This window comes from Saccharopolyspora erythraea NRRL 2338 (assembly GCF_000062885.1).
GTDB lineage: Bacteria > Actinomycetota > Actinomycetes > Mycobacteriales > Pseudonocardiaceae > Saccharopolyspora_D > Saccharopolyspora_D erythraea.
In genome coordinates this window covers 1950485-1973462 of record NC_009142.1, presented here as the reverse complement: position 1 = coordinate 1973462, position 22978 = coordinate 1950485, and the positions used below count along the sequence as shown (strand labels likewise).

The 22978-nt window shown below is 71.8% G+C and carries 16 protein-coding genes; 8 read left to right on the top strand and 8 right to left on the bottom strand.

Annotation, left to right across the window (positions count from 1 at the left end; all coding sequences use genetic code 11):
* Positions 1–59 precede the first annotated feature (59 nt).
* From SACE_RS08785 to SACE_RS08775, 3 genes are all read left to right on the top strand, one after another.
* A complete protein-coding gene (locus SACE_RS08785; RefSeq protein ID WP_009947347.1) occupies positions 60–1577 on the top strand; it encodes a DUF7782 domain-containing protein in 1518 nt (505 codons plus the stop codon).
* Positions 1574–1999 carry a D-aminoacyl-tRNA deacylase gene (gene dtd / locus SACE_RS08780; protein ID WP_029621689.1) on the top strand — a complete coding sequence of 142 codons (426 nt, stop codon included), beginning with the start codon at positions 1574–1576 and terminating at the stop codon, positions 1997–1999. The genes SACE_RS08785 and dtd overlap by 4 nt, the downstream gene beginning before the upstream one ends.
* Before the next feature lie 344 nt (positions 2000–2343).
* Complete coding sequence (locus tag SACE_RS08775; protein ID WP_009947349.1) at positions 2344–3318, top strand: sigma-70 family RNA polymerase sigma factor; 975 nt, start codon at positions 2344–2346, stop codon at positions 3316–3318.
* A 385-nt stretch (positions 3319–3703) separates the two neighbouring features.
* On the opposite strand, the gene SACE_RS08770 is transcribed toward SACE_RS08775, so the two are convergent.
* The gene (locus tag SACE_RS08770) at positions 3704–4441 is read right to left on the bottom strand and encodes a tyrosine-protein phosphatase (protein WP_009947351.1); all 738 of its coding nucleotides are present in this window, start codon (positions 4439–4441) and stop codon (positions 3704–3706) included.
* 237 nt (positions 4442–4678) lie between these two features.
* Between SACE_RS08770 and SACE_RS08765 the strand changes: the two genes are divergently transcribed.
* Positions 4679–6331 carry a fumarate hydratase gene (locus tag SACE_RS08765; protein ID WP_009947353.1) on the top strand — a complete coding sequence of 551 codons (1653 nt, stop codon included), beginning with the start codon at positions 4679–4681 and terminating at the stop codon, positions 6329–6331.
* Between the two features lie 195 nt (positions 6332–6526).
* Here the strand turns inward: SACE_RS08765 and SACE_RS08760 are convergent, their stop codons facing one another.
* Positions 6527–6946, bottom strand: coding sequence for a hypothetical protein (locus SACE_RS08760; protein WP_009947355.1), 420 nt, complete (start codon positions 6944–6946; stop codon positions 6527–6529).
* A gap of 165 nt (positions 6947–7111) precedes the next feature.
* Between SACE_RS08760 and SACE_RS08755 the strand changes: the two genes are divergently transcribed.
* Positions 7112–8359, top strand: coding sequence for a YeeE/YedE family protein (locus tag SACE_RS08755; protein WP_009947356.1), 1248 nt, complete (start codon positions 7112–7114; stop codon positions 8357–8359).
* A 76-nt stretch (positions 8360–8435) separates the two neighbouring features.
* Here SACE_RS08755 and SACE_RS08750 read toward each other — a convergent pair whose 3' ends face one another.
* The 4 genes from SACE_RS08750 to SACE_RS08735 all read right to left on the bottom strand — a co-directional run bounded on the left by SACE_RS08750 (position 8436) and on the right by SACE_RS08735 (position 15231).
* Positions 8436–9353, bottom strand: a complete 918-nt coding sequence (locus SACE_RS08750; protein WP_231849952.1) for an alpha/beta hydrolase family protein — start codon at positions 9351–9353, stop codon at positions 8436–8438.
* 403 nt (positions 9354–9756) lie between these two features.
* Entirely contained in the window at positions 9757–12432 is a 2676-nt protein-coding gene (locus SACE_RS08745) for a bifunctional acetate--CoA ligase family protein/GNAT family N-acetyltransferase (RefSeq protein WP_009947359.1), read from the bottom strand.
* A 22-nt stretch (positions 12433–12454) separates the two neighbouring features.
* On the bottom strand, positions 12455–13630 hold the full coding sequence (locus SACE_RS08740; RefSeq protein WP_011873468.1) for an acetoin utilization protein AcuC: 1176 nt from the start codon (positions 13628–13630) through the stop codon (positions 12455–12457).
* Between the two features lie 749 nt (positions 13631–14379).
* Positions 14380–15231, bottom strand: a complete 852-nt coding sequence (locus tag SACE_RS08735) for a sulfurtransferase (protein WP_029621691.1) — start codon at positions 15229–15231, stop codon at positions 14380–14382.
* Between the two features lie 125 nt (positions 15232–15356).
* On the opposite strand from SACE_RS08735, the gene SACE_RS08730 reads away from it, so the two are divergent.
* The 3 genes from SACE_RS08730 (at position 15357) to galE (ending at position 18259) form a co-directional block, all read left to right on the top strand.
* Entirely contained in the window at positions 15357–16052 is a 696-nt protein-coding gene (locus SACE_RS08730) for an iron-dependent transcriptional repressor DtxR (RefSeq protein ID WP_009947362.1), read from the top strand.
* Entirely contained in the window at positions 16049–17227 is a 1179-nt protein-coding gene (galK, locus tag SACE_RS08725) for a galactokinase (protein WP_009947363.1), read from the top strand. The genes SACE_RS08730 and galK overlap by 4 nt, the downstream gene beginning before the upstream one ends.
* A 69-nt stretch (positions 17228–17296) precedes the next feature.
* Positions 17297–18259, top strand: coding sequence for a UDP-glucose 4-epimerase GalE (gene galE / locus SACE_RS08720; RefSeq protein ID WP_009947365.1), 963 nt, complete (start codon positions 17297–17299; stop codon positions 18257–18259).
* A gap of 107 nt (positions 18260–18366) precedes the next feature.
* Here the strand turns inward: galE and SACE_RS08715 are convergent, their stop codons facing one another.
* Both SACE_RS08715 and SACE_RS08710 read right to left on the bottom strand, forming a co-directional pair.
* Entirely contained in the window at positions 18367–19440 is a 1074-nt protein-coding gene (locus SACE_RS08715; protein WP_009947366.1) for a DUF4192 domain-containing protein, read from the bottom strand.
* Between the two features lie 109 nt (positions 19441–19549).
* Positions 19550–22906, bottom strand: coding sequence for a phosphodiester glycosidase family protein (locus tag SACE_RS08710; protein WP_009947368.1), 3357 nt, complete (start codon positions 22904–22906; stop codon positions 19550–19552).
* Positions 22907–22978 lie beyond the last annotated feature (72 nt).

The following is a 22978-nucleotide window of genomic DNA, read 5'->3' as shown; positions in this document are numbered from 1 at the left end:
GCCCCGGGGACCGCCGGTGCGGCGGGTGTGCGTCCGCCGTGCATGTGAGGATCGATGGCGTGATTCCCGATCTATCCGATGACCTCATCGAACGACTCCGCGAAGCCTTCCTCTCCGCGCGCTACGACGCCGACGGGGTGGTCGACCTGCTCGGCGCCGAGGCGCACGCCGCACTCGGCCGCGGCGAGCCGGTCCCGGCGCTTCGCGCCACGCTCGACACCGGCCCGGTGGGCACCTTCGTACGGCTGTTCCTGCTCGGCACCTCCGAACCGACTTCACTGGTCAAGGCCGCGCTGGGCCCGCTGCCGCTGGACCAGGCGCGCGCGGCCGGGCTGCTGCGCGCCGACGGCGACGAGATCCGCGCCGGACTCGACGTCCGGCCGCACGGCGCGGGCGACGACTCGTGGTGGGTCGTGTCGGACCTGGACTCCGACCTGCGCGGCGACGGCCGGCCCGTCAGCCCCGACCACGTGCTGGGCGTCGGGCACGCCTCGCTGAGCCTGGTGCGCGCGACCTCCCGCCGCCCGGTCGGCTCGGTGCTCGACCTTGGCACCGGCTGCGGTGTGCAGGCGCTGCACGCCAGCACCCACGCCGAGCGCGTCACCGCGACCGACGTCTCCAAGCGGGCGCTGGCGCTGGCCGACGCGACCTTCCGGCTCAACCGGGTCGACGTCGAGCTCGCCGAGGGCGAGTGGTTCGAACCGGTGCGCGGCAGGCGCTTCGACCAGATCGTCTGCAATCCGCCGTTCGTGGTCGGCCCGGCCAGGACCGACTTCACCTACCGCGACTCCGGGCTGGCCGGTGACGACGCCAGCGCCCTGGTCGTGCGCCAGCTGCCGTCGCTGCTCGAAGAGGGCGGCACCGGCCAGCTGCTCGCGTCGTGGGTGCACCGCCGCGGCGAGGACTGGCAGGACCGCGTCTCCCGGTGGCTGCCACCGGGCGGGGTGGACGCCTGGTTCGTCCAGCGCGACGTGGCCGACCCCGCGCTCTACGTCGGCACCTGGTTGCGCGACGCCGGCTACGACGCCCGCTCGCAGGCCGGCCGGAAGAAGGCAGGCGAGTGGCTCGACTGGTTCGAGACCAACGAGGTGGAGGGCGTCGGCTTCGGCTTCGTGACGCTGCGCCGCACAGACGCCGCGCGCGGTGAGGTCGTCTGCGAGGACCTGCGCCACGCCTACGACGACCCGCTGGGGCCCGAGACCGACCAGTGGCTGCGCCGCGTGGACTGGCTGCGCGCCCACGGCTCCCCGCAGGACCTGCTGGCCGCCCGGCTCACCACGGCGCCGAGCACGGTCCTCGAGCAGGTCTCGGCCCCCTCCGACGAGGGCTGGCAGGCCGTCGTGCACCGGCTGCACCGGACCGACGGGCCGGGCTGGCAGCACGAGATCGACGACCTGGGCGTGCGGCTGCTGGCTGGCTGCCGCGGCGCGATGCCCGTCGGCGACCTCGTGGAGCTGCTCGCCGTGGGCTGCGGCGAGGACGTCGAGGAGCTGACCCGGGCCGCGGTGCCGATGCTGCGCGAACTCGTGCGCCACGGAATGGTCGTCCCGGCCGAATGGGCGGAGACCGCCGAATGAGGGCGGTGGTCACACGAGTCACTCGCGCCTCGGTAAGCGTCGACGGTGTCGATGTCGGCCGCATCGACGAACCCGGGTTGCTCGTCCTATTGGGCGTGACGCATTCGGATGGCGCGGAACACGCCGTGAAAATGGCTCGCAAACTGCACGAGATTCGTGCGCTGCGCGACGAGCGGTCGTGCGCCGAGACCGGGGCGCCGCTGCTCGTCGTGAGCCAGTTCACCCTCTACGGCTCGACCAGGAAGGGCCGCCGCCCGTCCTGGACCGAGGCGGCCCGGCCGGAGCACGCCGAACCGCTGGTCGAGGCGGTGGTGGCGGCCCTGCGGGAGCGCGGCGCGCGCGTGGAGACGGGCAAGTTCGCGGCGATGATGTCGGTGGAGAGCGTCAACGACGGCCCATTCACCCTTTTGGTTGACGTCTGAAGAAACGGCTCTCAGCAAATCCTCAGGATTGGCGGAGCAACGGATGTGACGGCCATGACGTCCTCAGGTTGAGAAGTCCGGGAACGAATTCGGCACCGCCTTCGTTTTCCAGGTAACCAAGCTTCAACAGCCGGGCCTCGGTGGCCCCCGAAGTCCGGCAGGGCACCGACGGCGACGTCGGTGCCGATGACCGTCCGCCCGACCAGACAGCCAGCAACGAACCGCATCAACCAAGACGTCGGCGCGGCTCTCGGTTCCCGATACCGAGCGTACGCGCCTTCCACACCACGTGACGGTGCGTCGGTGTGATTCGCGCCAAGCCAGCCCGCCAGGGAGGGAGCTCAATGACCGTCCCGCAGACCATCACCTCGGACGCTGCCGCCATCGAGGCGGACCTCGACACCCAAGGCCCCTCGGCCGACCTGGTGCGGGTCTACCTCAACGGCATCGGCCGCACCGCGCTGCTCACCGCGCAGGAGGAGGTCGACCTCGCCAAGCGGATCGAGGCCGGCGTCTTCGCCAACCACGTGCTGGAGACGAGCGGGAAGCTCTCCCCCGAGCGGCGCAGCGACCTCAAGGCGGTCGTCCGGGACGGCGTGCTGGCCAAGAACCACCTGATGGAGGCCAACCTCCGGCTCGTGGTCAGCCTCGCCAAGCGCTACACCGGGCGCGGCATGCCGCTGCTGGACCTGATCCAGGAGGGCAACCTCGGGCTGATCCGGGCCGTGGAGAAGTTCGACTACACCAAGGGCTTCAAGTTCTCCACGTACGCGACGTGGTGGATCCGCCAGGCCATCACCCGCGGCATGGCCGACCAGAGCCGCACCATCCGGCTGCCGGTCCACCTGGTCGAGCAGGTGAACAAGATCGCCCGCATCAAGCGCGACCTGCACCAGAAGCTCGGCCGGGAGGCCACCGACGAGGAGCTGGCCAACGAGGCCGGGCTGACCGTGGAGAAGGTCGCCGACCTGCTCGACCACTCCCGCGACCCGGTGAGCCTGGACATGCCGGTCGGGGCCGAGGAGGACGCGCCGCTCGGCGACTTCATCGAGGACGCCGAGTCCGCCGACGCCGAGAACGCGGTGATCTCGGGCTTCCTGCAGGACGACCTGCGCCGGGTGCTGTCGACCCTGGAGGAGCGCGAGCAGGCGGTCATCCGGATGCGCTACGGCCTCGACGACGGCCAGCCCAGGACGCTGGACCAGATCGGCAAGGCGTTCGGGCTCTCCCGCGAGCGCGTCCGCCAGATCGAGCGCGAGGTCATGTCCAAGCTCCGCCAGGGCGACCGCGCCGACAAGCTCCGCGCCTACGCGAGCTGACCCTGCCGGGGCGCGAGCCCGCACAGCAGGCACCGCGGGCGACCTCCACAGGTCCGCCCCCGCGACAAGCACCCGAACGGCGGCATTGATCTGTGATTTGCATCACGAGATGATCGGTGCTCACCCACTACCGGCGATTCGCGGTTCTTCGCGGCCGTGGAGCGCGCGCTCCACGGCCGCCTACCCCGGGAGGTCGGACTCGGAAAGACACGACGGGTCCGGCCTCTCGACCTATCTCGACCCGGTTGTGCGTCATGCACATCCCGGTCCACGCCGTCTCCACTTCGCGCCCGCTGCTTCCGCAGCGCACGCAGCCTGTCCGACTCGGGGTGTTGCGCGCGACTGACCGTCCAGCCCTACGGCAGCAGGCGCGTCACAGGCGTCGTCAGCCGTCAGCGGCCAGGAACCGCTCGCGCCAGCGGTCCACCTCGGCCTGCGTGACGTCGTGGGCCAGCAACCAGCCCGCGGCCCCGCCCTCGTGCTCGTCGAAGCGGTCGAGCACGCTCTCGATCGCCTCGGCCGGAGCCGAGATGAGCTGGCGGACCATCTCCTCGTCGACCCCCGGCGGCAGCTGGGGGTCCACGCTCAGCCGCTGCAACACCCGCGGCATGTTCTGGTCGGTGAGCACGTAGTCGGCCACGATCGCGTCCCTGCGAACTCCTGCCGCGCTCAGCAGCATCGCCGATGCCACGCCGGTGCGGTCCTTGCCCGCCGCGCAGTGGATCAGCACCGGCCCGTCGGACTCCAGCACGATCCGGAACACCTCGACCAGCTTCTTCGCCGCCCGGTCCAGCATGCGCTGATAAAGGGCCGTCAGGGCGTGGCGGGTGTCGTCGGCACCGCCGCCGTCACCCTGCTCCTCTTGCAGCAGCGGGACCCTGTGCACCCTCGCGACCTCGGCGAGCGGGTGCGGCTTCCCGGCCAGCTCGGAGGGGTCCCGCAGGTCGACGACGACCTTCGGCGGCCACTGCGCCGGCAACTCGGGGATCCGGTCGCCCGCGTGTGGCGCATCGCTGCGCAGCACCACGCCTGCCGCCGTCTCCACGCCCTCCTCGACCGGGATGCCACCCAGGTCGCGGAGGTTGACCAGTCCGTCGAGGGCCTCGTGTTCCGTCGTCGGCAAAGCGTCCTCCTCGGCTGTCGGGAATCCAGCGGACAGCCTCGCAGGTGCCTTCCCGGGCGACCAGACCCGGCGCGCCCGCGGAGCGGACGTGGCGACCATCCGGGAACGGTATGCCCGGTTCGTCCCCGGATGCGCGTGAACGTGGGCTTGCTGACAAGCGCGCCGAGTTCGCGATTCGTACACCTGCCTGTGCGTTAACGTCACCGCGTACCCGAACGCGCGCAAAGGAGCCGCGACGTGACCACCACGTTCGACTACACCGAGGTCCTGCCCCTCGGTCCCGACCAGACCGAGTACCGGCTGCTGACCACCGAGGGCATCGAGGTCGTCGAGGCAGCCGGGCGACGGTTCCTCGAAGTCGAGCCGAGCGTCCTGACGAACCTGGCCGCCGAGGCCGTCAAGGACATCCAGCACCTGCTCCGCCCGTCGCACCTGGCCCAGCTGCGGGCCATCGTCGAAGACCCCGAAGCCAGCGCCAACGACCGGTTCGTGGCCACCGACCTGCTCCGCAACGCCTGCGTCTCCGCGGGCGGCGTGCTGCCGATGTGCCAGGACACCGGCACCGCCATCGTCATCGGCAAGCGCACCGAGACGGTGCTGACCGGCGGCGACGACGAACGGCTGCTCTCGCGCGGCATCTACGACGCCTACCAGGAGCTGAACCTGCGCTACTCGCAGATGGCGCCGCTGAACTTCTGGGAGGAGCGCAACACCGCGACGAACCTGCCCGCGCAGATCGAGCTCTACACCAAGGCCGGGACAGACCCGAAGTACGACTTCCTGTTCATGGCCAAGGGCGGCGGCAGCGCGAACAAGACGTTCCTCTACCAGGAGACCAAGGCGCTGCTGAACCCCGGCCGGCTCGCCCGGTTCCTGGAGGAGAAGCTGCGTTCGCTGGGCACGGCCGCGTGCCCGCCGTACCACCTGGCCATCGTCGTCGGCGGCATGTCGGCCGAGTACAACCTCAAGGTCGCCAAGCTGGCCTCCGCCCGCTACCTCGACGAGCTGCCGCTGGAGGGCTCGCCGTCCGGGCACGCGATGCGCGACGTCGAGCTGGAGGCGCAGGTCCTGGACATGACGCGGCAGTTCGGCATCGGCGCCCAGTTCGGCGGGAAGTACTTCTGCCACGACGTCCGGGTGATCCGCCTGCCCCGGCACGGCGCCTCGTGCCCGGTCGGCGTCGCGGTGTCGTGCTCGGCGGACCGCCAGGCCAAGGCCAAGATCACCCCGGAGGGCGTGTTCCTCGAGCAGCTCGAGCGCGACCCCGCCCGCTACCTGCCGGAGGTCGTCGACGAGCAGCTCTCCGACGAGGTGGTGCGCATCGACCTCAACCGGCCGATGGACGAGATCCGCGCGGAGCTTTCGAAGCTGCCGGTCAAGACCCGGGTTTCGCTGACCGGTCCGCTGGTTGTGGCCCGCGACATCGCCCACGCCAAGATCGCCGAGCGGCTGGACGCGGGCGAGCCGATGCCGCAGTACCTGCGCGACCACCCGGTGTACTACGCGGGACCGGCCAAGACCCCCGACGGCTACGCGTCGGGTTCGTTCGGGCCCACCACGGCCGGGCGGATGGACGCCTACGTCGAGCAGTTCCAGGCCGCGGGCGGCTCGCTGGTGATGCTGGCCAAGGGCAACCGGTCGCGCAAGGTCGCGGCGTCGTGCCACGAGCACGGCGGTTTCTACCTGGGTTCCATCGGCGGCCCGGCCGCGCGGCTGGCCCAGGACTGCATCCGCAAGGTCGAGGTGCTGGAGTACCCCGAGCTGGGGATGGAAGCGGTGTGGCGCATCGAGGTCGAGGACTTCCCGGCGTTCGTCGTCGTCGACGACAAGGGCAACGACTTCTTCGCCGACTCGACCCAGCCGACGCTGCAGATCTCGTTCGCGCGCTGAGGCGTCAGCGGTGCGGCGCCGGGCGCGGCGCCGCACCGCCCGGGCGTTGTGCAGGCCGACCGGAATTCGGTACCGCAAAGCCGAAATCCGGTTCCGCCGCGCGGAACCGCATGGCCCGGTCTCCATCGACCGGACGTTGTGGACGCACACTTCTCCCGCAGGAGCCCCACCTCCTGCGGGAGAAGTCCGGTCCCATTACCGCGGAACCTTCACATCGACTTCTTCGATGACAACCTGTCGCTGCTCCAGCGGAGCGTCGAGCTTCACGGCCAGCGGCGGGTAGCGCAGGTCCATGGTGCAGATCCCGGCCGGCTCGGGAGTTTCGTCGACCAGGCGGATCTTGACCTGCTGGGCGTTCTGCTCCAGGAGTTCGGCGTGGACCTTGCTGCATCCGCCTTCCGAACCGGTGGCCACGACGACGCTGCCGTCGTCCTGGGTCCACGTCTTCGGAGCACCCGGGGAGAGCTGTTCCGGCGGCACCGGAGTGCGCTGGTCCACCGGCTTCGGCGCCACGGGGGCGGGCGGCGGAGCGGGCGGGTTGCCACCGAATCCGACATCATCTGCGGGCTGCTGGGCGCAGGCGGAGATCGCGAAGAACAGGACCCCTGCGCCCACTGCGGTGTGTATGCGTCTCATGCCCCAAGGACGGAGCCGCCGCCGCGGCGGGTTGCGCGGGATGGCGGTCCGGCCTTCACGGTTTTCCCGGATGCTGGAACCGCTGGTGACCACCGCGCTCCGCGTGGTTTCGTCGGGGACGACGAAACCACGCTGGAGAAGAGAATGTCCGCCGGTACCGCAGCACCCACGACCTCCACCAAACCTGAGACCCCGCCGCAGGCGCGCCCGCAGTGGCTGCCGCTGCTGCTCGGGATCGCCGGATCCGTGGCGCTGGTCACGGCGACCGCGTTCGTCGCGGGCGCGAAGCTAGCGGCGCTCGCCGCGCTCGGCCTGGCGCTGGGGCTCACGTTGTTCCACTCCCGCTTCGGTTTCACCTCGGCGTGGCGGCAGCTGGTCTCGGTCGGACAGACCTCCGGCGTCCGCGCGCACCTGCTCATGCTGGCGGCGGCGTCGGTGCTGTTCGCGCCGATCCTGGCCGGAGGTGTGGCCTTCTTCGGCGGTACGCCGGAAGGGAACGTCGAGCCGCTCGGCCTCGGACTGGTCGTCGGGGCCGTCCTGTTCGGAATCGGCATGCAGCTCGGCGGCGCCTGCGCCTCGGGAACCCTGTTCGCCGTCGGCGGCGGCAACACGCTGCTCGTGGTGACGCTGTTCTTCTTCATCGTCGGCTCGGTGATCGGTGCGCTGCACCTTCCGATGTGGAGCTCCGACGCGATCACGCTCGGCTCGTTCTCGCTCGCCGAGGACACCGGACTCGGCTACGGCGGGGCCCTGGTCCTCCAGCTCGCGGTGCTCGGCGCCATCGGCTGGGTCGCGACCCGCTGGGCGCGCCGCCACGACGCACCGCCCGCCGGTCGGCCGCCGACCGCGCGCGGCGTGTGGCGGGTCGTGCGCGGTTCGTGGCCGCTGTGGGTCGGCGCGCTCGTGCTCGCGGTGCTCAACGCCGCCGTCCTGCTCACCCGGGGCAGCCCGTGGGGCATCACGTCGGCCTTCGTGCTGTGGGGCTCGAAGGGGCTGCAGGCCGTGGGCGTGGACGTGGCGTCCTGGCCGTACTGGCAGGGCGAGAAGGCCGCCGCGCTGTCGCAGTCGGTGCTCACCGACGGGACGTCGGTGCTGGACTTCGGGATCATGATCGGCGCGCTGGTGGCCTCGGCGGCGTCGGGCGCCTTCGTGCTGGCCAAGCGCCTGCCCGCGAAGGTCCTGCTGGCGGCGGTGGTCGGCGGCCTGCTGATGGGCTACGGCGCGCGGCTGGCCTACGGCTGCAACATCGGCGCCTACTTCTCCGGGATCGCCTCGTTCTCCCTGCACGGCTGGGCCTGGGGCCTGCTGGCCCTGGTCGGCACCTGGATCGGCCTGCGCCTGCGTCCGCTGTTCGGCCTCGACGTGCCCAAGCCCACCGACTCGGTCTGCTGAGCGCGCTTCGGCTTCTCCCCGCCCCAGGAAGGGGACCCCGGTCGCACCGACGGCGTGGCGCCTTCAGGTACGGCCGTCAGCCGGATGCGGCCCCGCCTCGACCGGCTGAGTGCGGACCGACTGCGCTGGCGGGCCCCTCAGCCGTGGCATCGCAGGAGGAGATCCACTCGCTGATCCACCGGGAGAGCTCGGCGCTGCGGTAGACCCAGCCGAAGTGGCCGAGCTTCTCCGCTCCCGCGTCGGCGAGGCTGTAGTGCCGCCGGGTGCGCACGGCATGGGGTGCTTTGCCCGCCAAGTGGTCCGTCGAGGAAGGCGGCGCGAGCTCGTCACCGTCGAAGGTCACCGTCAGCAGCGGCAGCCGCAGCTCTCCGAGCGCCTTCTCGTAGTCGGTCGTCGAGCCCGTGAGCGACCAGCGACCGGTGCGGGCCATCCTGGCCCAGTCCCGCATCAGGGCGGTCGGCTGCCGCCCGCCGAAGCTCCAGCCCGGCCAGTAGCCGAGCAGCGTGGAGACCACCGCGATGAACTGCGTGCCGATGAGGTTCTTGATCCCGCGGCTGCCGGGGAACGAGCGGAACCACACCGAGCCGGAAGCCAGCATCGCCGTTCCGTGCACCCGGTCGGGGCGGGCGGCGGCGTTGAGCATGGTGATCTGGCCGCCCAGGCTGTGACCGACCAGGAAGCGCGGAGCCCGCGGGTAGCGCTCGGCGACCAGGTCCACGACCGCGTCGACGTCGTCGACGAGCGCCTGGTAGCCGAAGCGGACGCCGCGAGCCGCACGCGGCCTGCTCTGGCCGTGCCCGCGGAAGTCGATGCCCACCACCGTGAGGCCCCGTTCCCGGAGGTTCTCGATGAAGGGGCGGTAGTACGTCGCGGGTACGCCCATCGCGGGCAGGAGGATCACCACGGGGCTGGTGCGGTCGGCCTGCTCGGTGGCGCTGACCGAGAGCTGGTGCGCGCCGGCGTCGATCACGCCGAGCGTGGTCGGTTCATCCACCACCACAGATTAACGAAACTACCCCGTTCCACCTATGTAGTCCCCGTCGCATTTTCCCTGATCTTCATCGCATCATGGGACGACTGGCACGGCGAAGACCGCCGCGGCTCCCGTGTCCTGCTCGGCGACGTCGCTGGATGGCCGCCTCGCCCGCTCAGGCGGCCGCTGCGGCACGAGACGCACCCCCGCTGGGGGCCCCCGCCGTGCCGATTCCCGCTCGTCTGAGACGCCGGATCTCGCCGGTCTGAGACGCCGTTTTCCTCACCGCCTGAGCCCGGGATCTCGCCGCCCGAGACGCCGGTTCTCTCCCACCTGTGCCGGTTCTCGCCCGCCTGCGACGCAGGTTCCCTCCTGCACCGGTTCTCGCCCGCCCGAGACGCCGACTCTCCCCGCCTGAGGCGGATCACCGCAGGCGGCGCGGGCCTGTGTCCGGGACCGCCGACGAACGCCCGAGACTCAGCCGGGCACCGGTGACCGCGACGCCGTCCGACGACGCCAGCACCGGTTGCAGCGCGAGTTCCCGCACTTCCGGCAGGTCCTCCGCCAGGGCCGCGACCCGCAGCACGAGGTCCTCCAGCGCACCGAAGTCGGCGGGCGCACCACCCCGGTAACCGGCCAGCAGCGGCGCCGCCCTGGGGGCGCGCACCAGCGCCGCGGCGTCCATGTCGGTCAGCGGCACCGCCCGGTACGCGGTGTCGCCGAGGAGCTCGCTGGCCACACCCGCCAGACCGAAGGAGACCAGGGTGCCGAAGGAGGGGTCCTCCACCAGGCCGATCACGCACGACGTGCCCCGCTCCGCCATCCGCTGCACGTACACCTCGTCCTGGCCCGACACCCGCCGCAGGTCGGCGTACGCGCCGAGAACGGCCTCCTCGCCCGCCAGGTCGAGGCGGACGCCGACCAGGTCGCTGCGGTGGCGGAGCTTGTCGCTCACCGACTTCAGCGCCACCGGGTAGCCCAGCTCCGCCGCGGCCGCCGCGGCCTCCTCGGGCGAGTCGGCCCGGCGGAAGGCCACGAGCTCGATGCCATAGCAGCGCAGCAGCTCCACCGTGCGGTCGTCGGTGAGCCGCTGGAGGTCGTCGGTCAGCCACGCCTCGACCAGACCGCGGGCCCGTTCGGCGTCGATGCCGTCCGGCCGCAGCAGGTGGCCCTTCGGGGCGGCTCGCCACCGCGCGTACCGGGTCGCTCGGGCCAGTGCGAGCACGGCGCGCTCAGGACTCGGGTAGGAGGGAACCGAACCGCGTCCCGGAGCCCCGTCGGCACCCGGCACGGCGAGTTCGTCGGGCACGCCTTCGGCCGCCAGGAACGTGGTCACCACCGGCTTGTTGTCGGCGACCTCAGCCGCCCGCAACGCTTCGCGCAGCGCACGCGCGTAGGCCGTGCCCGGCACCGCCACGGGCGGCGCGAACACCGTGACCAGCGCGTCGACGTCGGTGCGCAGCGCGGCCTCGCGCACCGCGGCGGCGAACTCCTCCGGCCCGGCCGCCGCTCCCACGTCGACCGGCTCGCCCGCCAGCCGGAGCCCCTGCGCCTGCGCCACGTCGGCGGCCAGCATGCCCAGCGCCGAGGAGTTGCCGACGATCGCGACCCGCTCCCCCGCAGGCAGCGGCTGGTGCGCCAGCAAAACTGCGGTGTCGAACATCTCGGCCACCGACTCCACGCGGATGACGCCCGACTGGTCGAACAGCGCCTGCACGCTGGTCTCGTCGACCTGCACCGACGTCGCGGCCAGACCCGGACGCACCGCGTTGCGACCGGACTTCACCACCACGATCGGCTTCGTGCGCGCGAGCCTGCGCGCCAGCCGCGCGAACTTGCGCGGGTTGCCGAAGGATTCGAGGTAGAGCAGCACGACGTCGGTGCCGGGATCGGTCTGCCAGTACTGCAACAGGTCGTTGCCGGAGACGTCGGCGCGGTTGCCCGCCGAGACGAACGTCGAAAGCCCCAGCCCGCGCTCGGCCGCGGTCGCCAGGATCGCCACGCCCAGCGCACCGGACTGGCAGAAGAACCCGGTGCGGCCACGACCGGGCAGCCGTGGCGCCAGCGTCGCGTTCACCCGGTAGCCGGGGTCGGTGTTGACCACGCCCAGCGCGTTGGGGCCCACCACCCGCATCCCGTGCACGCGCGCCGCGCGGACCATGCGCCGCTCGATCTCCCGGCCGTCGGGCCCGGCCTCGCTGAACCCGGAGCTGACGATGACCAGCGCCTTGACGCCCTTGGCAAGGCAAGCGTCGAGCACCTCGTCGACGCCCGCGGCCGGGATGGCGACCACCGCCAGGTCCACGTCGTCGGGGATGTCGAGCACCGACGGGTAGGCCCGCACACCCCGGACGGACCGATGCTCCGGGTTGACCGGGTACACCGGGCCCGCGAAGTCGGCGGTGAGCAGGTTCGTCAGCACCGCGTGCCCGATCTTGGCGTGGTCGGTGGACGCCCCGATGACCGCGACCGAGCGCGGGTGCAGCAGGTTGTGCACGCTGCGCGCTTCGGCGGCCTGCTCGCGCGCCCTCGCGACCGCCACCGACTCCTCGGTGGGGTCGATGTCGAACTCCAGGTGCACCACGCCTTCCTCCATCGCGCGCCGCACCTGGTAGCCGGCGTCGCGGAAGACCCGCACCATCGTGGAGTTCTCCGCCAGGACCTCGGCGACGAAGCGCCGCAGCCCGCGCTCCCGCGCCGCGGCGGCGAGGTGTTCGAGCAGGATCGAGCCGAGTCCGCGGCCCTGGTGCTCGTCCTGGACGACGAAGGCGACCTCGGCGGAGTCCTGGTCGCCGAGCCGGTCGAAGCGGCCGACCGCCACGATGTCGTCGCCGAGCAGTGCGACCAGCGCGACCCGCTTGACGTAGTCGACCTGGCTGAAGCGGTCGACGTCGCGCTTGGGCATCCGCGGGTAGGGCCCGAAGTAGCGGAAGTACCGCGTGCGGTCGCTGAGCCTGCTGTGGAAGGCGATCAGGCCCTCGGCGTCCTCGGGCCGGATCGGCCGCAGGTGCACCGTGCCGCCGTCGGAGAGCACGACGTCGGCCTCCCACTGCCGGGGGTAGGCCGCGTGCTCGGCCTGCGCGTTCGGCTGGTCCTGCACTACTCCGTCCACTTCGGACTCCTCAGTCGCGGCTGTCGAGCGGGTCCAGACCGTGCAACGGGAACACCGCGTGCCTGGCGTCGCGGATCGCGGTGTCCACCGGGGCGTCGGTGACGCCGTCCCAGGGCGTGAACGCCGGGTCGGCCCCGTCGGTCATGGATGTCGGCAGCGGCACGTTGCCCGCGACCCGGACGGCGTGCGCCATCCAGTCCCCGGGAATCGAGGTGTTCGGGTCGAGGTCGCGGTCGAGCACGGTCGCCAGCAGGTGGGTCCACGCGCGCGGCACCACCCGGAACAGCGAGTAGCCGCCACCGCCGAGCGCGAGCCACTTGCCGCCCGCGTAGGAGGTGGCCAGCTCGCGCAGGGCGCGGTAGCTCGCACGCTGGCCGTCCACCGACATCGCGAGGTCGGCCAGCGGGTCCTCCCGGTGCGCGTCCGCCCCGCACTGGGTCACCAGGACCTGCGGCCGGAAGGCGTCGAGCACCGAGGGCACCACCGCGTGGAAAGCCCGCTGCCATTCGGCGTCACGGGTGCCCGGCGGCAGGCCGATGTTCACCGCGGTGCCGTCGGCCTTGGGCGAGCCGGTCTCGGTGGGGAAGCCGGTGAACGGCCACAGGGTCGTCGGGTGCTGGTGGAGCGAGACCGTGAGCACCCGCGGGTCGTCGTAGAAGGCCGCCTGCACGCCGTCGCCGTGGTGCACGTCGACGTCGATGTAGGCGATCCGCTCCACCCCGTTGGCCAGCATCCACGCGATGGCGATCGCGCAGTCGTTGTAGACGCAGAAGCCCGCGGCGTGGTCGGCCATGGCGTGGTGCAGCCCACCGGCGAGGTTGACGGCCCGGTCGGCCCGGCCCGACACGATCTGCTCGGCGGCCTGGATCGACGCCCCCGCCACCAGCGCCGACGCCTCGTGCATCCGGTCGAAGATCGGGTTGTCGTCGGTACCGAGCCCGTGGCCGACATCCCACGCCGCCGTCGGCGCCGACCGCACGGCCGACAGGTACTCGGGCCGGTGCACGCGTTCGAGGTCCTCGTCATCGGCCGGGCTGGGCTTGAGCACCTCCACGTCGTCGAGCAGACCGAGCGACCGGGCCAACCGCATCGTCAGGTCGAGCCGGACCGGGTGCAGCGGGTGCTGCCCGCCGAGGTCGTAGCCGAGCACGGAGTCGTCCCAAACCACAGCGCACTGGTTAGCCATACCTGGAAGCTACCTCCCCTGTGTCGACCGACACAGCGCCGAGCCAAGATCACCTCCGGCCCGGAAGGTGATCTACCCCGCAGGGCGGCGCAGGTCCGCCGACGCCATGGCGTAGCGGCACGCGACGGCCGGATGCACGCCGACGGCGGTCGGGGCAGCCGGCGAGAGGGCGGGGCGGCACGCCGACAGCGGTCGGGACAGCCGGCGAGAGGGCGGGGCGGCACGCCGACGGCATGGCGGGGCAGGCACGTACAGCACGCCGCAGCGGAGAGACGGCCCGCAGCTCCCTCTCCGGCCCACGGGCTGATCAGTGCGCCTCCCACGCCCGGCCCGGCGGCGAATCCGGCTCCTGCCTGGCCCCCCACACACGACGTCGCCCGTCACAGCCCCGACCACCAACACGACACAGCCCGTTACGGGCCAGGCCGAACGAGCAAGGTGCGCCGAGCGAGGCTGCGGCCTGGTCCGGTGGCAGGCACCGCACTCTCCGCGCACGGCCGACGCGATCAGGCACCGGCGCCCCAGAGCAGGCCGACCAAGCCCGCGCATGGTCCCTGTTCGCCGTCAGGCCGGGCCACGTGTGCGTCGGCTGCCACGTATCCGTCGGCTGCCGGGTCGCCTCAGCTGCCACGTCGGCGTCGGCTGCCGGGGTCGCCTCGGCTGGACGGGCCCGAACAGCCGAGGCCGACCACGTGTTCGAACACCAGTCGCATGGCCGGTGGGCTGGCTAGGTGGTCTTCAGGATCGGGTCAGCCGGGCTCCTCTCCGGTCGCCGCCGGCCGCTGCGGGTCGGAGGACCACTGCGACCACGACCCGGTGTACAGAGCGGCCGGGCGCTGGGGATTGCTGATGCCGGCGTGTTCCAGCGCGAGCAGGACGGAGCAGGCGGTGACACCGGACCCGCAGTACACCCCGACCTGCTCGGCCGGGCCGACTCCCAGGCGGGCGAACCGGTCGGCGAGGTCGGAGGCGCTGCGCCACCGGCCGTTCTCGTCGACGTGCTCCGAGAACGGCGCGTTGACCGCACCCGGGATGTGGCCGGCCCGCGGATCGATCGGCTCGTTGTCCCCGCGGTAGCGCTCGGGCGCCCTCGCGTCGAGCAAGCGCCCGGCACGGGCGACCCGAGCCGCGTCGTCGGCGTCGAGCACCGGCATCGCTCCTGGACGCACCTCGAAGTCGCCCGGCGCAGGCGCCGGTTCCTCGGTGGTCACCGCACCACCGTCGGCCACCCACGCCGCGTAGCCGCCGTCGAGTACGCGGACGTCGGTGTGCCCCGCCCAGCGCAGGAGCCACCACGCCCGGGCCGCGGCCGACGCGTTGTCGGCGTCGTATACGACGACGGTGCGCCCGTCGGTCACCCCAGCCCGGCGCAAAGTCTGCTCCAGCCGGGCGGGACCGGGCAGCGGATGCCGCCCGCCCGCGCCCGGCTCGGACGCCAGTTCGGTGGGCAGGTCGACGAACACGGCACCCGGAATATGCCCCTGGTCGTACTCCTGCCTACCCGGCGGTCCAATCAGGAACCAACGGACGTCGAGCACGACCGGGGGCCGCTCCTCCTGGAGGCGCTTCATGAGATCATCAGTACTGATCAAGGTATGCATGACAGCCTTTCGTACCCCGGCGACGAGGTCTGTCGGAAACCAACCTGCAAGTCAACTCCCGAGCCACTGACTGACTGTCGCCCGTTGGGACTAGCATCGTGGTTGGGACTGAATGGGGAGCCGACGTGAACGATCTCATCGATACCACCGAGATGTACCTCCGCACCATTTACGACCTCGAAGAGGAAGGTGTGGTTCCGCTCCGCGCACGCATAGCCGAACGCCTGGAGCAGAGCGGCCCCACGGTGAGCCAGACGGTCGCGCGGATGGAGCGGGACGGGCTGCTGACCGTCGCCGAGGACCGGCACCTCGAACTCACCAAAGCCGGGCGCGCCCGCGCGATCAGCGTGATGCGCAAGCACCGACTCGCCGAACGGCTCCTGGTCGACGTCATCGGGCTCGAATGGGAGCAGGTCCACCTGGAGGCGTGCCGCTGGGAGCACGTCATGAGCGAAGCCGTCGAGCGCAAGCTCGTCAAACTGCTCGGCAACCCCACCACGTCCCCCTACGGCAACCCGATCCCCGGTCTCGACGAACTCGGTGTGGGTGACTCGGTCGAGCCCGTCGACACCGACCTGCGGCGCGTCGACGAGGTGGCCCGCTCCGGGGGCGGGCGCGCTCTGGTCTGCCGCATCGCCGAGCACGTGCAGCTGGACCCCGACCTGATGAGCGAGCTCAAGAAGGTCGGCGTGGTGCCCGGAAACGAGATCGACATCGTCGCGGTCGCCGGTGTGAACAAACCGATCCAGGTGCAGGGCTCGGAGGGCGGCACGCAGCTGCAGCCGGGCATCGCGCACGCGGTCATGGTGCGCGTCAAGTGAGCCCGGCGGGCCGGGCGGCCGAGACCTTCACCGCGGAGCACGGCCGCGCCCCCAGCGCGGTCTGGTCCGCCCCGGGCAGGGTGAACCTCATCGGGGAGCACACCGACTACAACGACGGGTTCGTGCTCCCCTTCGCATTGCCGCACCGCACGGCGGTGGCGGTGGCGCCGCGCGCGGACGGGATGCTTTCGATCGCGACTCTCGGCAGCGACGGCGAGCTGCACCGCAGCCCGGAGCTGACCATCGCCGGACTCGCTCCCGGGGCCTCGACCGGTTGGTCCACCTACCCGGCGGGTGTCGCGTGGGCGCTTCGCGGGGCCGGGGTCGAGCTTCCCGGCGCCGACCTGGTGATCGTCGGCGAAGTCCCGACCGGGGCCGGGCTGTCGTCCTCGCACGCGCTGGAATGCGCCGTGGCCCTGGCCCTGCTGGACACCGCGGGCCGAGCGCCGGGCTCGCCCGATGCGCCGAGCCTGGCCGAGATCGCGATTCTGGTGCAGCGCGCGGAGAACGACTTCGCGGGTGCTCCGACCGGTCTGCTCGACCAGACCGCGTCGCTGTGCTGCACCGAGGCGCACGCGCTGTTCTTCGACGTGCGCTCCGGTGAGACCGAGCAGATCCCGTTCGCCACCCTCGACGCCGGGCTGGAACTTCTCGTGGTCGACACCCGAGTCAAGCACTCGCACGGCGAATCCGGCTACGGGGACCGCAGGCGCGGCTGCGAGCGCGCGGCGGAACTGCTGGAGGTCAAAGCGCTTCGCGACGTGGCGGCCGAAGACCTGGACGGCGCGCTGGCCGGGCTGCCGGACGAACTCCGGCCGCTGGTGCGGCACGTCGTCACCGAGAACGAGCGCGTGCTGGCCACCGTCGGCAAGCTCCGCGCGGGCGCGATCGCCGGCATCGGCGACCTGCTGACCGCCTCGCACGCCAGCATGCGCGACGACTACGAGATCTCGTGCCCAGAACTGGACCTGGTGGTCGACACCGCGCTGGCCTCCGGCGCGGTCGGCGCACGCATGACCGGTGGCGGTTTCGGCGGTTCGGCCATCGCGCTGGTGCGCTCGGCCGACCGCGAGCTCGTCGAGAAGCGCGTCCTCGACGCCTTCGCCGAGCGTGAGCTGACCACTCCCCGGTTGTTCACGGCGGTCCCGGCCGCGGGCGCGGGACGGGACCTGTGAGCACGGCAAGGCCGTGAGCCGTCGCCTGCCGGCGGCTGAAGACGATTTCCGAAGAAGGGCAGTAGGCAGTTGAAGCTCCTGGTCACTGGCGGGGCGGGGTACGTCGGCAGCGTGTGCGCGGCACGGCTGCTCGAAGCCGGGCACGAGGTCGTCGTGGTCGACGACCTGTCCACCGGGCACGCCGACGCGATTCCCGACGGCTGCAAGTTCGTCGAGGCCGACATCGCCGAGGCCGCGGGCGACCTGCTGGCCGACTCCTTCGACGGCGTCCTGCACTTCGCCGCCAAGTCGCTGGTCGGGGAATCCATGCAGGAGCCCTTCAAGTACTGGCACGGCAACGTGGTGACGTCGCTGCGCCTGCTGGAGGCAGTGCGCGAACATGGCACGCCACGGCTGGTGTTCTCCTCCACCGCGGCGACCTACGGCGAGCCGGAGAACGTGCCGATCACCGAGGACGCGCCCACCAGGCCGACCAACACCTACGGCGCGACCAAGCTGGCCATCGACCACGCGATCAGCTCCTACGCCGCCGCGCACGGACTGGCCGCGGTGAGCCTGCGCTACTTCAACGTCGCCGGTGCCCACGGAGCTTTCGGCGAGCGGCACACCGTCGAGACCCACCTGATCCCGATCGTGCTGCAGGTCGCGCTGGGCCAGCGGGAGCAGGTGCAGATGTTCGGGGACGACTGGCCCACCGAGGACGGCACCTGCGTCCGGGACTACATCCACGTCACCGACCTGGCCGACGCCCACCTGCTGGCGCTCGAGCACGCCCAGCCCGGCACCCACCGCGTCTACAACCTCGGCAACGGCACCGGTTTCTCGGTCAAGCAGGTCATCGACACCTGCCGGAAGGTGACCGGTCACCCGATTCCCGCACTGGTCGCACCGCGCCGCGCCGGTGACCCGGCGACGCTGGTGGCGTCGAGCCAGCGCGCTCGCGAGGAGCTGTCGTGGGAACCCGCGCGCGCCGACTTGGAGCGGATCGTGCGCGACGCGTGGGAGTTCACCCGCAGCCGAAACCAGGGTTGAGTCGCCGCGCCCGAGCTCCGCTCCACCAGCGGCGACAGCTGCTCGTGGAGCGGGGCTGCCGTCGGGCGCACCGCGGCGCAGGCTGCTTTCGGAACACCTATCAATCCTCACCACGCACCGTCCTCTTGCAGCAGGGTCCTGGCGTCCTCGGCCGCGTCCCGGGCCAGCACGACCAGCTTCGACGCCGGCAGTCCCACCTCCAGGGACTGCCGCAGCAGGCGGGTGAGGCTGTGCTCGGGGCGCACGACCTCGGCCCGTTCCAGCACGACGCCCGCGAACACGCGGTCTCCGCGCAGGTACGCCGAGAACGCGAGCAGCGCCGCCACATCGGCGAGCTCCGGCGCCGGGGCCTTGCGCACGAGCGTCAGCCAGAGCTGTTCGGCGGCCCTGGACACCGGTCCGATGCTCGTGCCCAGGACGATGTCGCGGACCCGCGGATCGGAGACCGCGAGCAGCACGCGGAGGTGGTCGTCCTCGGTCAGCGCCGCACCTTGCGCGGTTCGCGTGATCGCCGCCGACACGAACTCGAGGTCCTGCCGCAGACGGTCGTGGGGTTCGCGTTCGGCTTCCAGGTCCTCGGTGAGGGCGTCCAGGCGGGCGGAGCGCCTGGCGAGTTCTCCCGCAGGCTCGGAGGCGACGAGGGCCTCGATCTCCGCCCTGTTGCCGAAGGTGACCACTCCCGCGGCGGCCGTCGCGGTGCCCACCGGAGAGATCTGCGGGTCCGGCATCACGCCACGGCACTCGTCCTCGTCGTAGCAGATCCACGGCCTGCCGGTGACGATCGCCGACATCCAGATCGCGTGCGTCACGGATATGCCCGCGCAGCCGAGGATTTCCCGCACCACTTCGACCAGCCGCCGGTGCGGCGGATCCCAGGGCGGCGGCTCAGGTTCGTCCGGCGGCCGGTCGCCGGGTCGCTCACCGACGACGACCGCCACGACGGAGTCGGCGTGCTGGGACCGGACCGCGCCGCTGAGCAGTTGCTCGGCCACCTCGTACTCGTGGCCAGGGGGCGGGAGGTCCACGCGCAGCGTGAATCCGAAGACGGGTTTGGTCGACAGTTCGGCCACCGCCATCAGCACCAGTGAGTTCTCGGGTCGGAAGCCGAGCAGGTGCGGTGTGGCGGCGAGAATCCCGCCGAGGTGGTCCAGGCTTACCGTCGAATGCAGCGATCCGGTCATGCCATCCACGATCGACCGCGAATCCCAAGCCCTACCAGGGTCGATCCGCGAATCTGTGGACTAACCAGTCCCCTGTGGATAACTCAGCTCGGAAACCGCCGAAAATCCACTATGGAGTGACCATGAACCGAGTGGTCCGGTTCACCCCATTGACGACGACAGTCAGTTCGCCCATCCCGGAGCGCAGTCCGGTCAGCGAACCCCGCGTCGGATCGAAGGCCGCGACATACCGCGGCCCGGCGTCCTCGGGACGCCCGATGTACACGTTGGGCGAGCCGATCCAGTCCGAGCTGACGGGATAGGCGACCGGAACCGACCGCCCGTCCTGGCCCACCTGGGCGACAACGGGCACCGACGCTCCGACGCCGAGCTCCGCCGGGGCGGTGAGCCGCAGCTCGTCCACGTGCGGCCGGGTCTCCCAGCGGACGGGCCGCGCGTCACCCGGCTTGATCCGCAGCAGGCTCGTGCCGGTGAACCCGCCGTCCTGCGGGGCGAGCGCGGGCGCCTTCCCCGCGTTGCCGTTCACCTGGCACTGAACTCCGTCCACTGTGGAGGAGTGGAATGCGCCGGCGTGCGCGGTCACGACGACCGCGGGTTTGCGGCTGTCGTGCTCGAAGTCGGTGAGCCAGCGGGTCAGCAGGTCCGCTTCCTTCGGGTCCGACAGCTCCGAGGCGTCGGCCGGTGCGGGGTCTTCGATCGGGTGGTGCATGAACACCGCGACCGCCTCGACGCGCGGATCGCGCCGCGCCGCGTCCAGCGCCTCGCGCAACATCCTGACCTGGTCGAAACCTCCCTGGCGCAGGGTGCCCAGCGAGGAGTCGAGGGTGATGAACCTGGTGCCGCCGAGATCCGCAACGCGGTGCGTGGGACCGAACTCGGCGCTGAACTCGCGAAGATCACCGGGGCCGTAGGTCTCGTGGTTGCCCGGCACGTAGAACCACCGGACCCGGTCGCCGAGCTCCTCGTCGATGACGCGGCGGGCGAGGTCGAAGTCCGCCGCGGTCCCCCGGTCGACGAAGTCGCCGTTGATCACCACGACGTCGGGTGCCGCCGCAACGGCGTCCCGCAGGCTGCGGCGCGCCTGCCCGACCAGCGGCCCGTCCGGATCGTCGGCCGTGAACTGCGCGTCGCTGACCACCGCGACACGGGTGCCACCCCGTTCGAGCGTGCCGTCCTGCACCACGGAGTCGTCCGGGTGACGCGGGTCCGGCGGGACCGGGGCGTCCGGTGCGACCGAAACCGTCAGGTCGTCGAAGACGAGCCGGCCCTCGTACTGGCGGGCGCCGTCGGGTTCCACCACGTAGATCCGCTGGAGCCGGGCGGGTGCGGCCACCCCGCTGGGGATCGGGGTCTCGACGTAGCGCCAACCGGTCCAGTCGACCTTCCGCGCGAGGTCCGCGGTAGTGGCCACGCCCGCGCTGTCGACGACGGTGAAGCGCAGCCAGCCGCCCTTGGCGTCGCCGTTGACCCAGAGCCCGAGCTTCTGGGTTCCCGGTGGCAGCTCGGGCATCGGGTCGGCGTTGACGTACGCGGCCCTGGTGGCGGTGGTACCGGTGAGCGAGTAGTCCAGGGCGATCCCCGGTGTGCCGTCGTGCCCGTCCGCGGACCCCAGCGAGGCTCGAACGGGCTGCGGGTGCACGCTCGCCTTCCAACCCTCCAGGGTGTCCATCGGCGAGAGCTGCCGCGCCTGCGACCCGGCCGTCACGCCGAGGTGCGTGACGTGGCCGCCCACCCTGGCCGTCACCACCGACGCGGCGAACGGCACCAGCGCGGTCACCGAGAACCCGTCAGGGGCGGGATCGATCCGGAACTGGTCGGTGTTGTACTCCAGCTCCACATCGCCCGGCTCGACCCAGGTGCCGAAACCGTCCGCGTCGTAGCCGCGGACCTGGAAGCGCCCCTGCGCGCCGGCGCCGGGCAACCGCACCTGTTCGATGTCGGTGTCCAGCCGGACCGGCGGGCCGAGAACCACCAGCGGGGCCTCACCGCCTGCGCGGCCCGCCTTCGCGGTTATCGTGCTGTTCCCGGGGCGCCGTGCGTGGAAAACGCCGTTGCGCACCCAGCCGCTTTCAGGCGGTGAGACCTTCCAGCGCGGCTCGCCCGCCACCGGAGCACCGGTCTCGTCGTGCCCGAATGCCTCGACGCGGCGAGTCAGGCCGGAAAGGACGCGGTCGGCGGCGGGCTCGACCCCGAAGCCTGTGAGCGTGCCGCTTCCCGGTGCTACGGAGAACCCGATGCCGTTCGGGACCGGGCGCTCGTGCCCGTCCGACGGCGCGTTGTGCACGACAGCCGCGGGGCCGCCCTCTTCCCGCGCCAGCAGGGTGGAGGATCCACCGCCGTCGAGGTTGAGCGCGTCGTCGGCACCGAGGGACCGCAGGTGCTCGGCCAGCTCGCGTTCGGTCATGCCCCGGCTGTCGGCCTGCCGTCCATCGATGGTGACCAACCACATCCGCGTGCCGTCGGCCGAGAAACCGGCCGCGGTGCGCGGGTGCAGGGCGGTGTCGTCCACCTGCTGCACGACGCCGTCGCGCAGCAGCACCTTGTTGCCTCCGACGGCGGCCTTCGGCAGTTCCCCTTCGCTGCGCGGCGCGTAGTGCACCTCGATGCGCTCTCCCTGCCGCAAGGTGCGCAGGATGTCGGCTCCCGCGTCGACGCCGAGGAGCCGCACCGTCCCGCCAGGTGCGGAGCCCTCAGCGGGCATGTCGCTGATACGGGTGACAACACCGTCCGCCACCTCGGCCTCGGTGACTCTCGCGGCGCCCGCGACGGCCGTCGCCCGCGAAGCGGCGCCCCAGAACGACGTGTAGAGGGCGATGCCGTTCGGCGACACCTTGGGCGCGTTGAGGTCCGAGATCCGGTGCTTCGCACCGTCGGCCCTGGTGAAAGCGGCTTCCAGGAAGACCTGCGCCAGGCCGCCCAGCCGGTCGCCGACGGCGGCGACGTGGTTGTGGCCACTGCCGGGTGCGTTGAGCAGTTCTCCGCCGCTCAGCCCGACTCCGAGCGGTGCGCCCGTCGCATCGATGTCGAAGAAGTCGCCGTTGACCCCCGCGACCGCGCCGATGCGCGCCGCCTGTTCGGACAGCGGCGTCCGCGCCGATGCGGCCCCCGGGTGCAGGTAGGTGGGTTCGAGCCGGGACTCGGTGAGGTCGACGGAGAGCATGTCACCTCGAAGCCATCCCGCCGGGCCGAAGCGGTCGAACTCGGTCAGCTCGAGGCCGGGGGCGACGGGCTTGGTGACGCTACCGGTCGCGATGTCCTCGGCCGACCGGACGCCACCGGTCGCGATGCCGTCCGCGGAGGCCGTGCTGAGGACCGTCTCGGACGGCGAAGACGAGCCCGGGAAGGTCTCGACCGGCGGTGGCCCCAGCGGCGTGGCGGTGCTCGGCGAACGGGCTCCGGCAGGTGGGGCGGCCACCGCCAGCGCGACGGTGGCGGCGACCGCGATCGTGGTCCTGCGCCGAGGCAAGGGCACCTCCAGCTCGACTCGACGTACGCACCGGAAGGAGAACACTGCGGCCCGGCCGCAGCCCGAAACCAG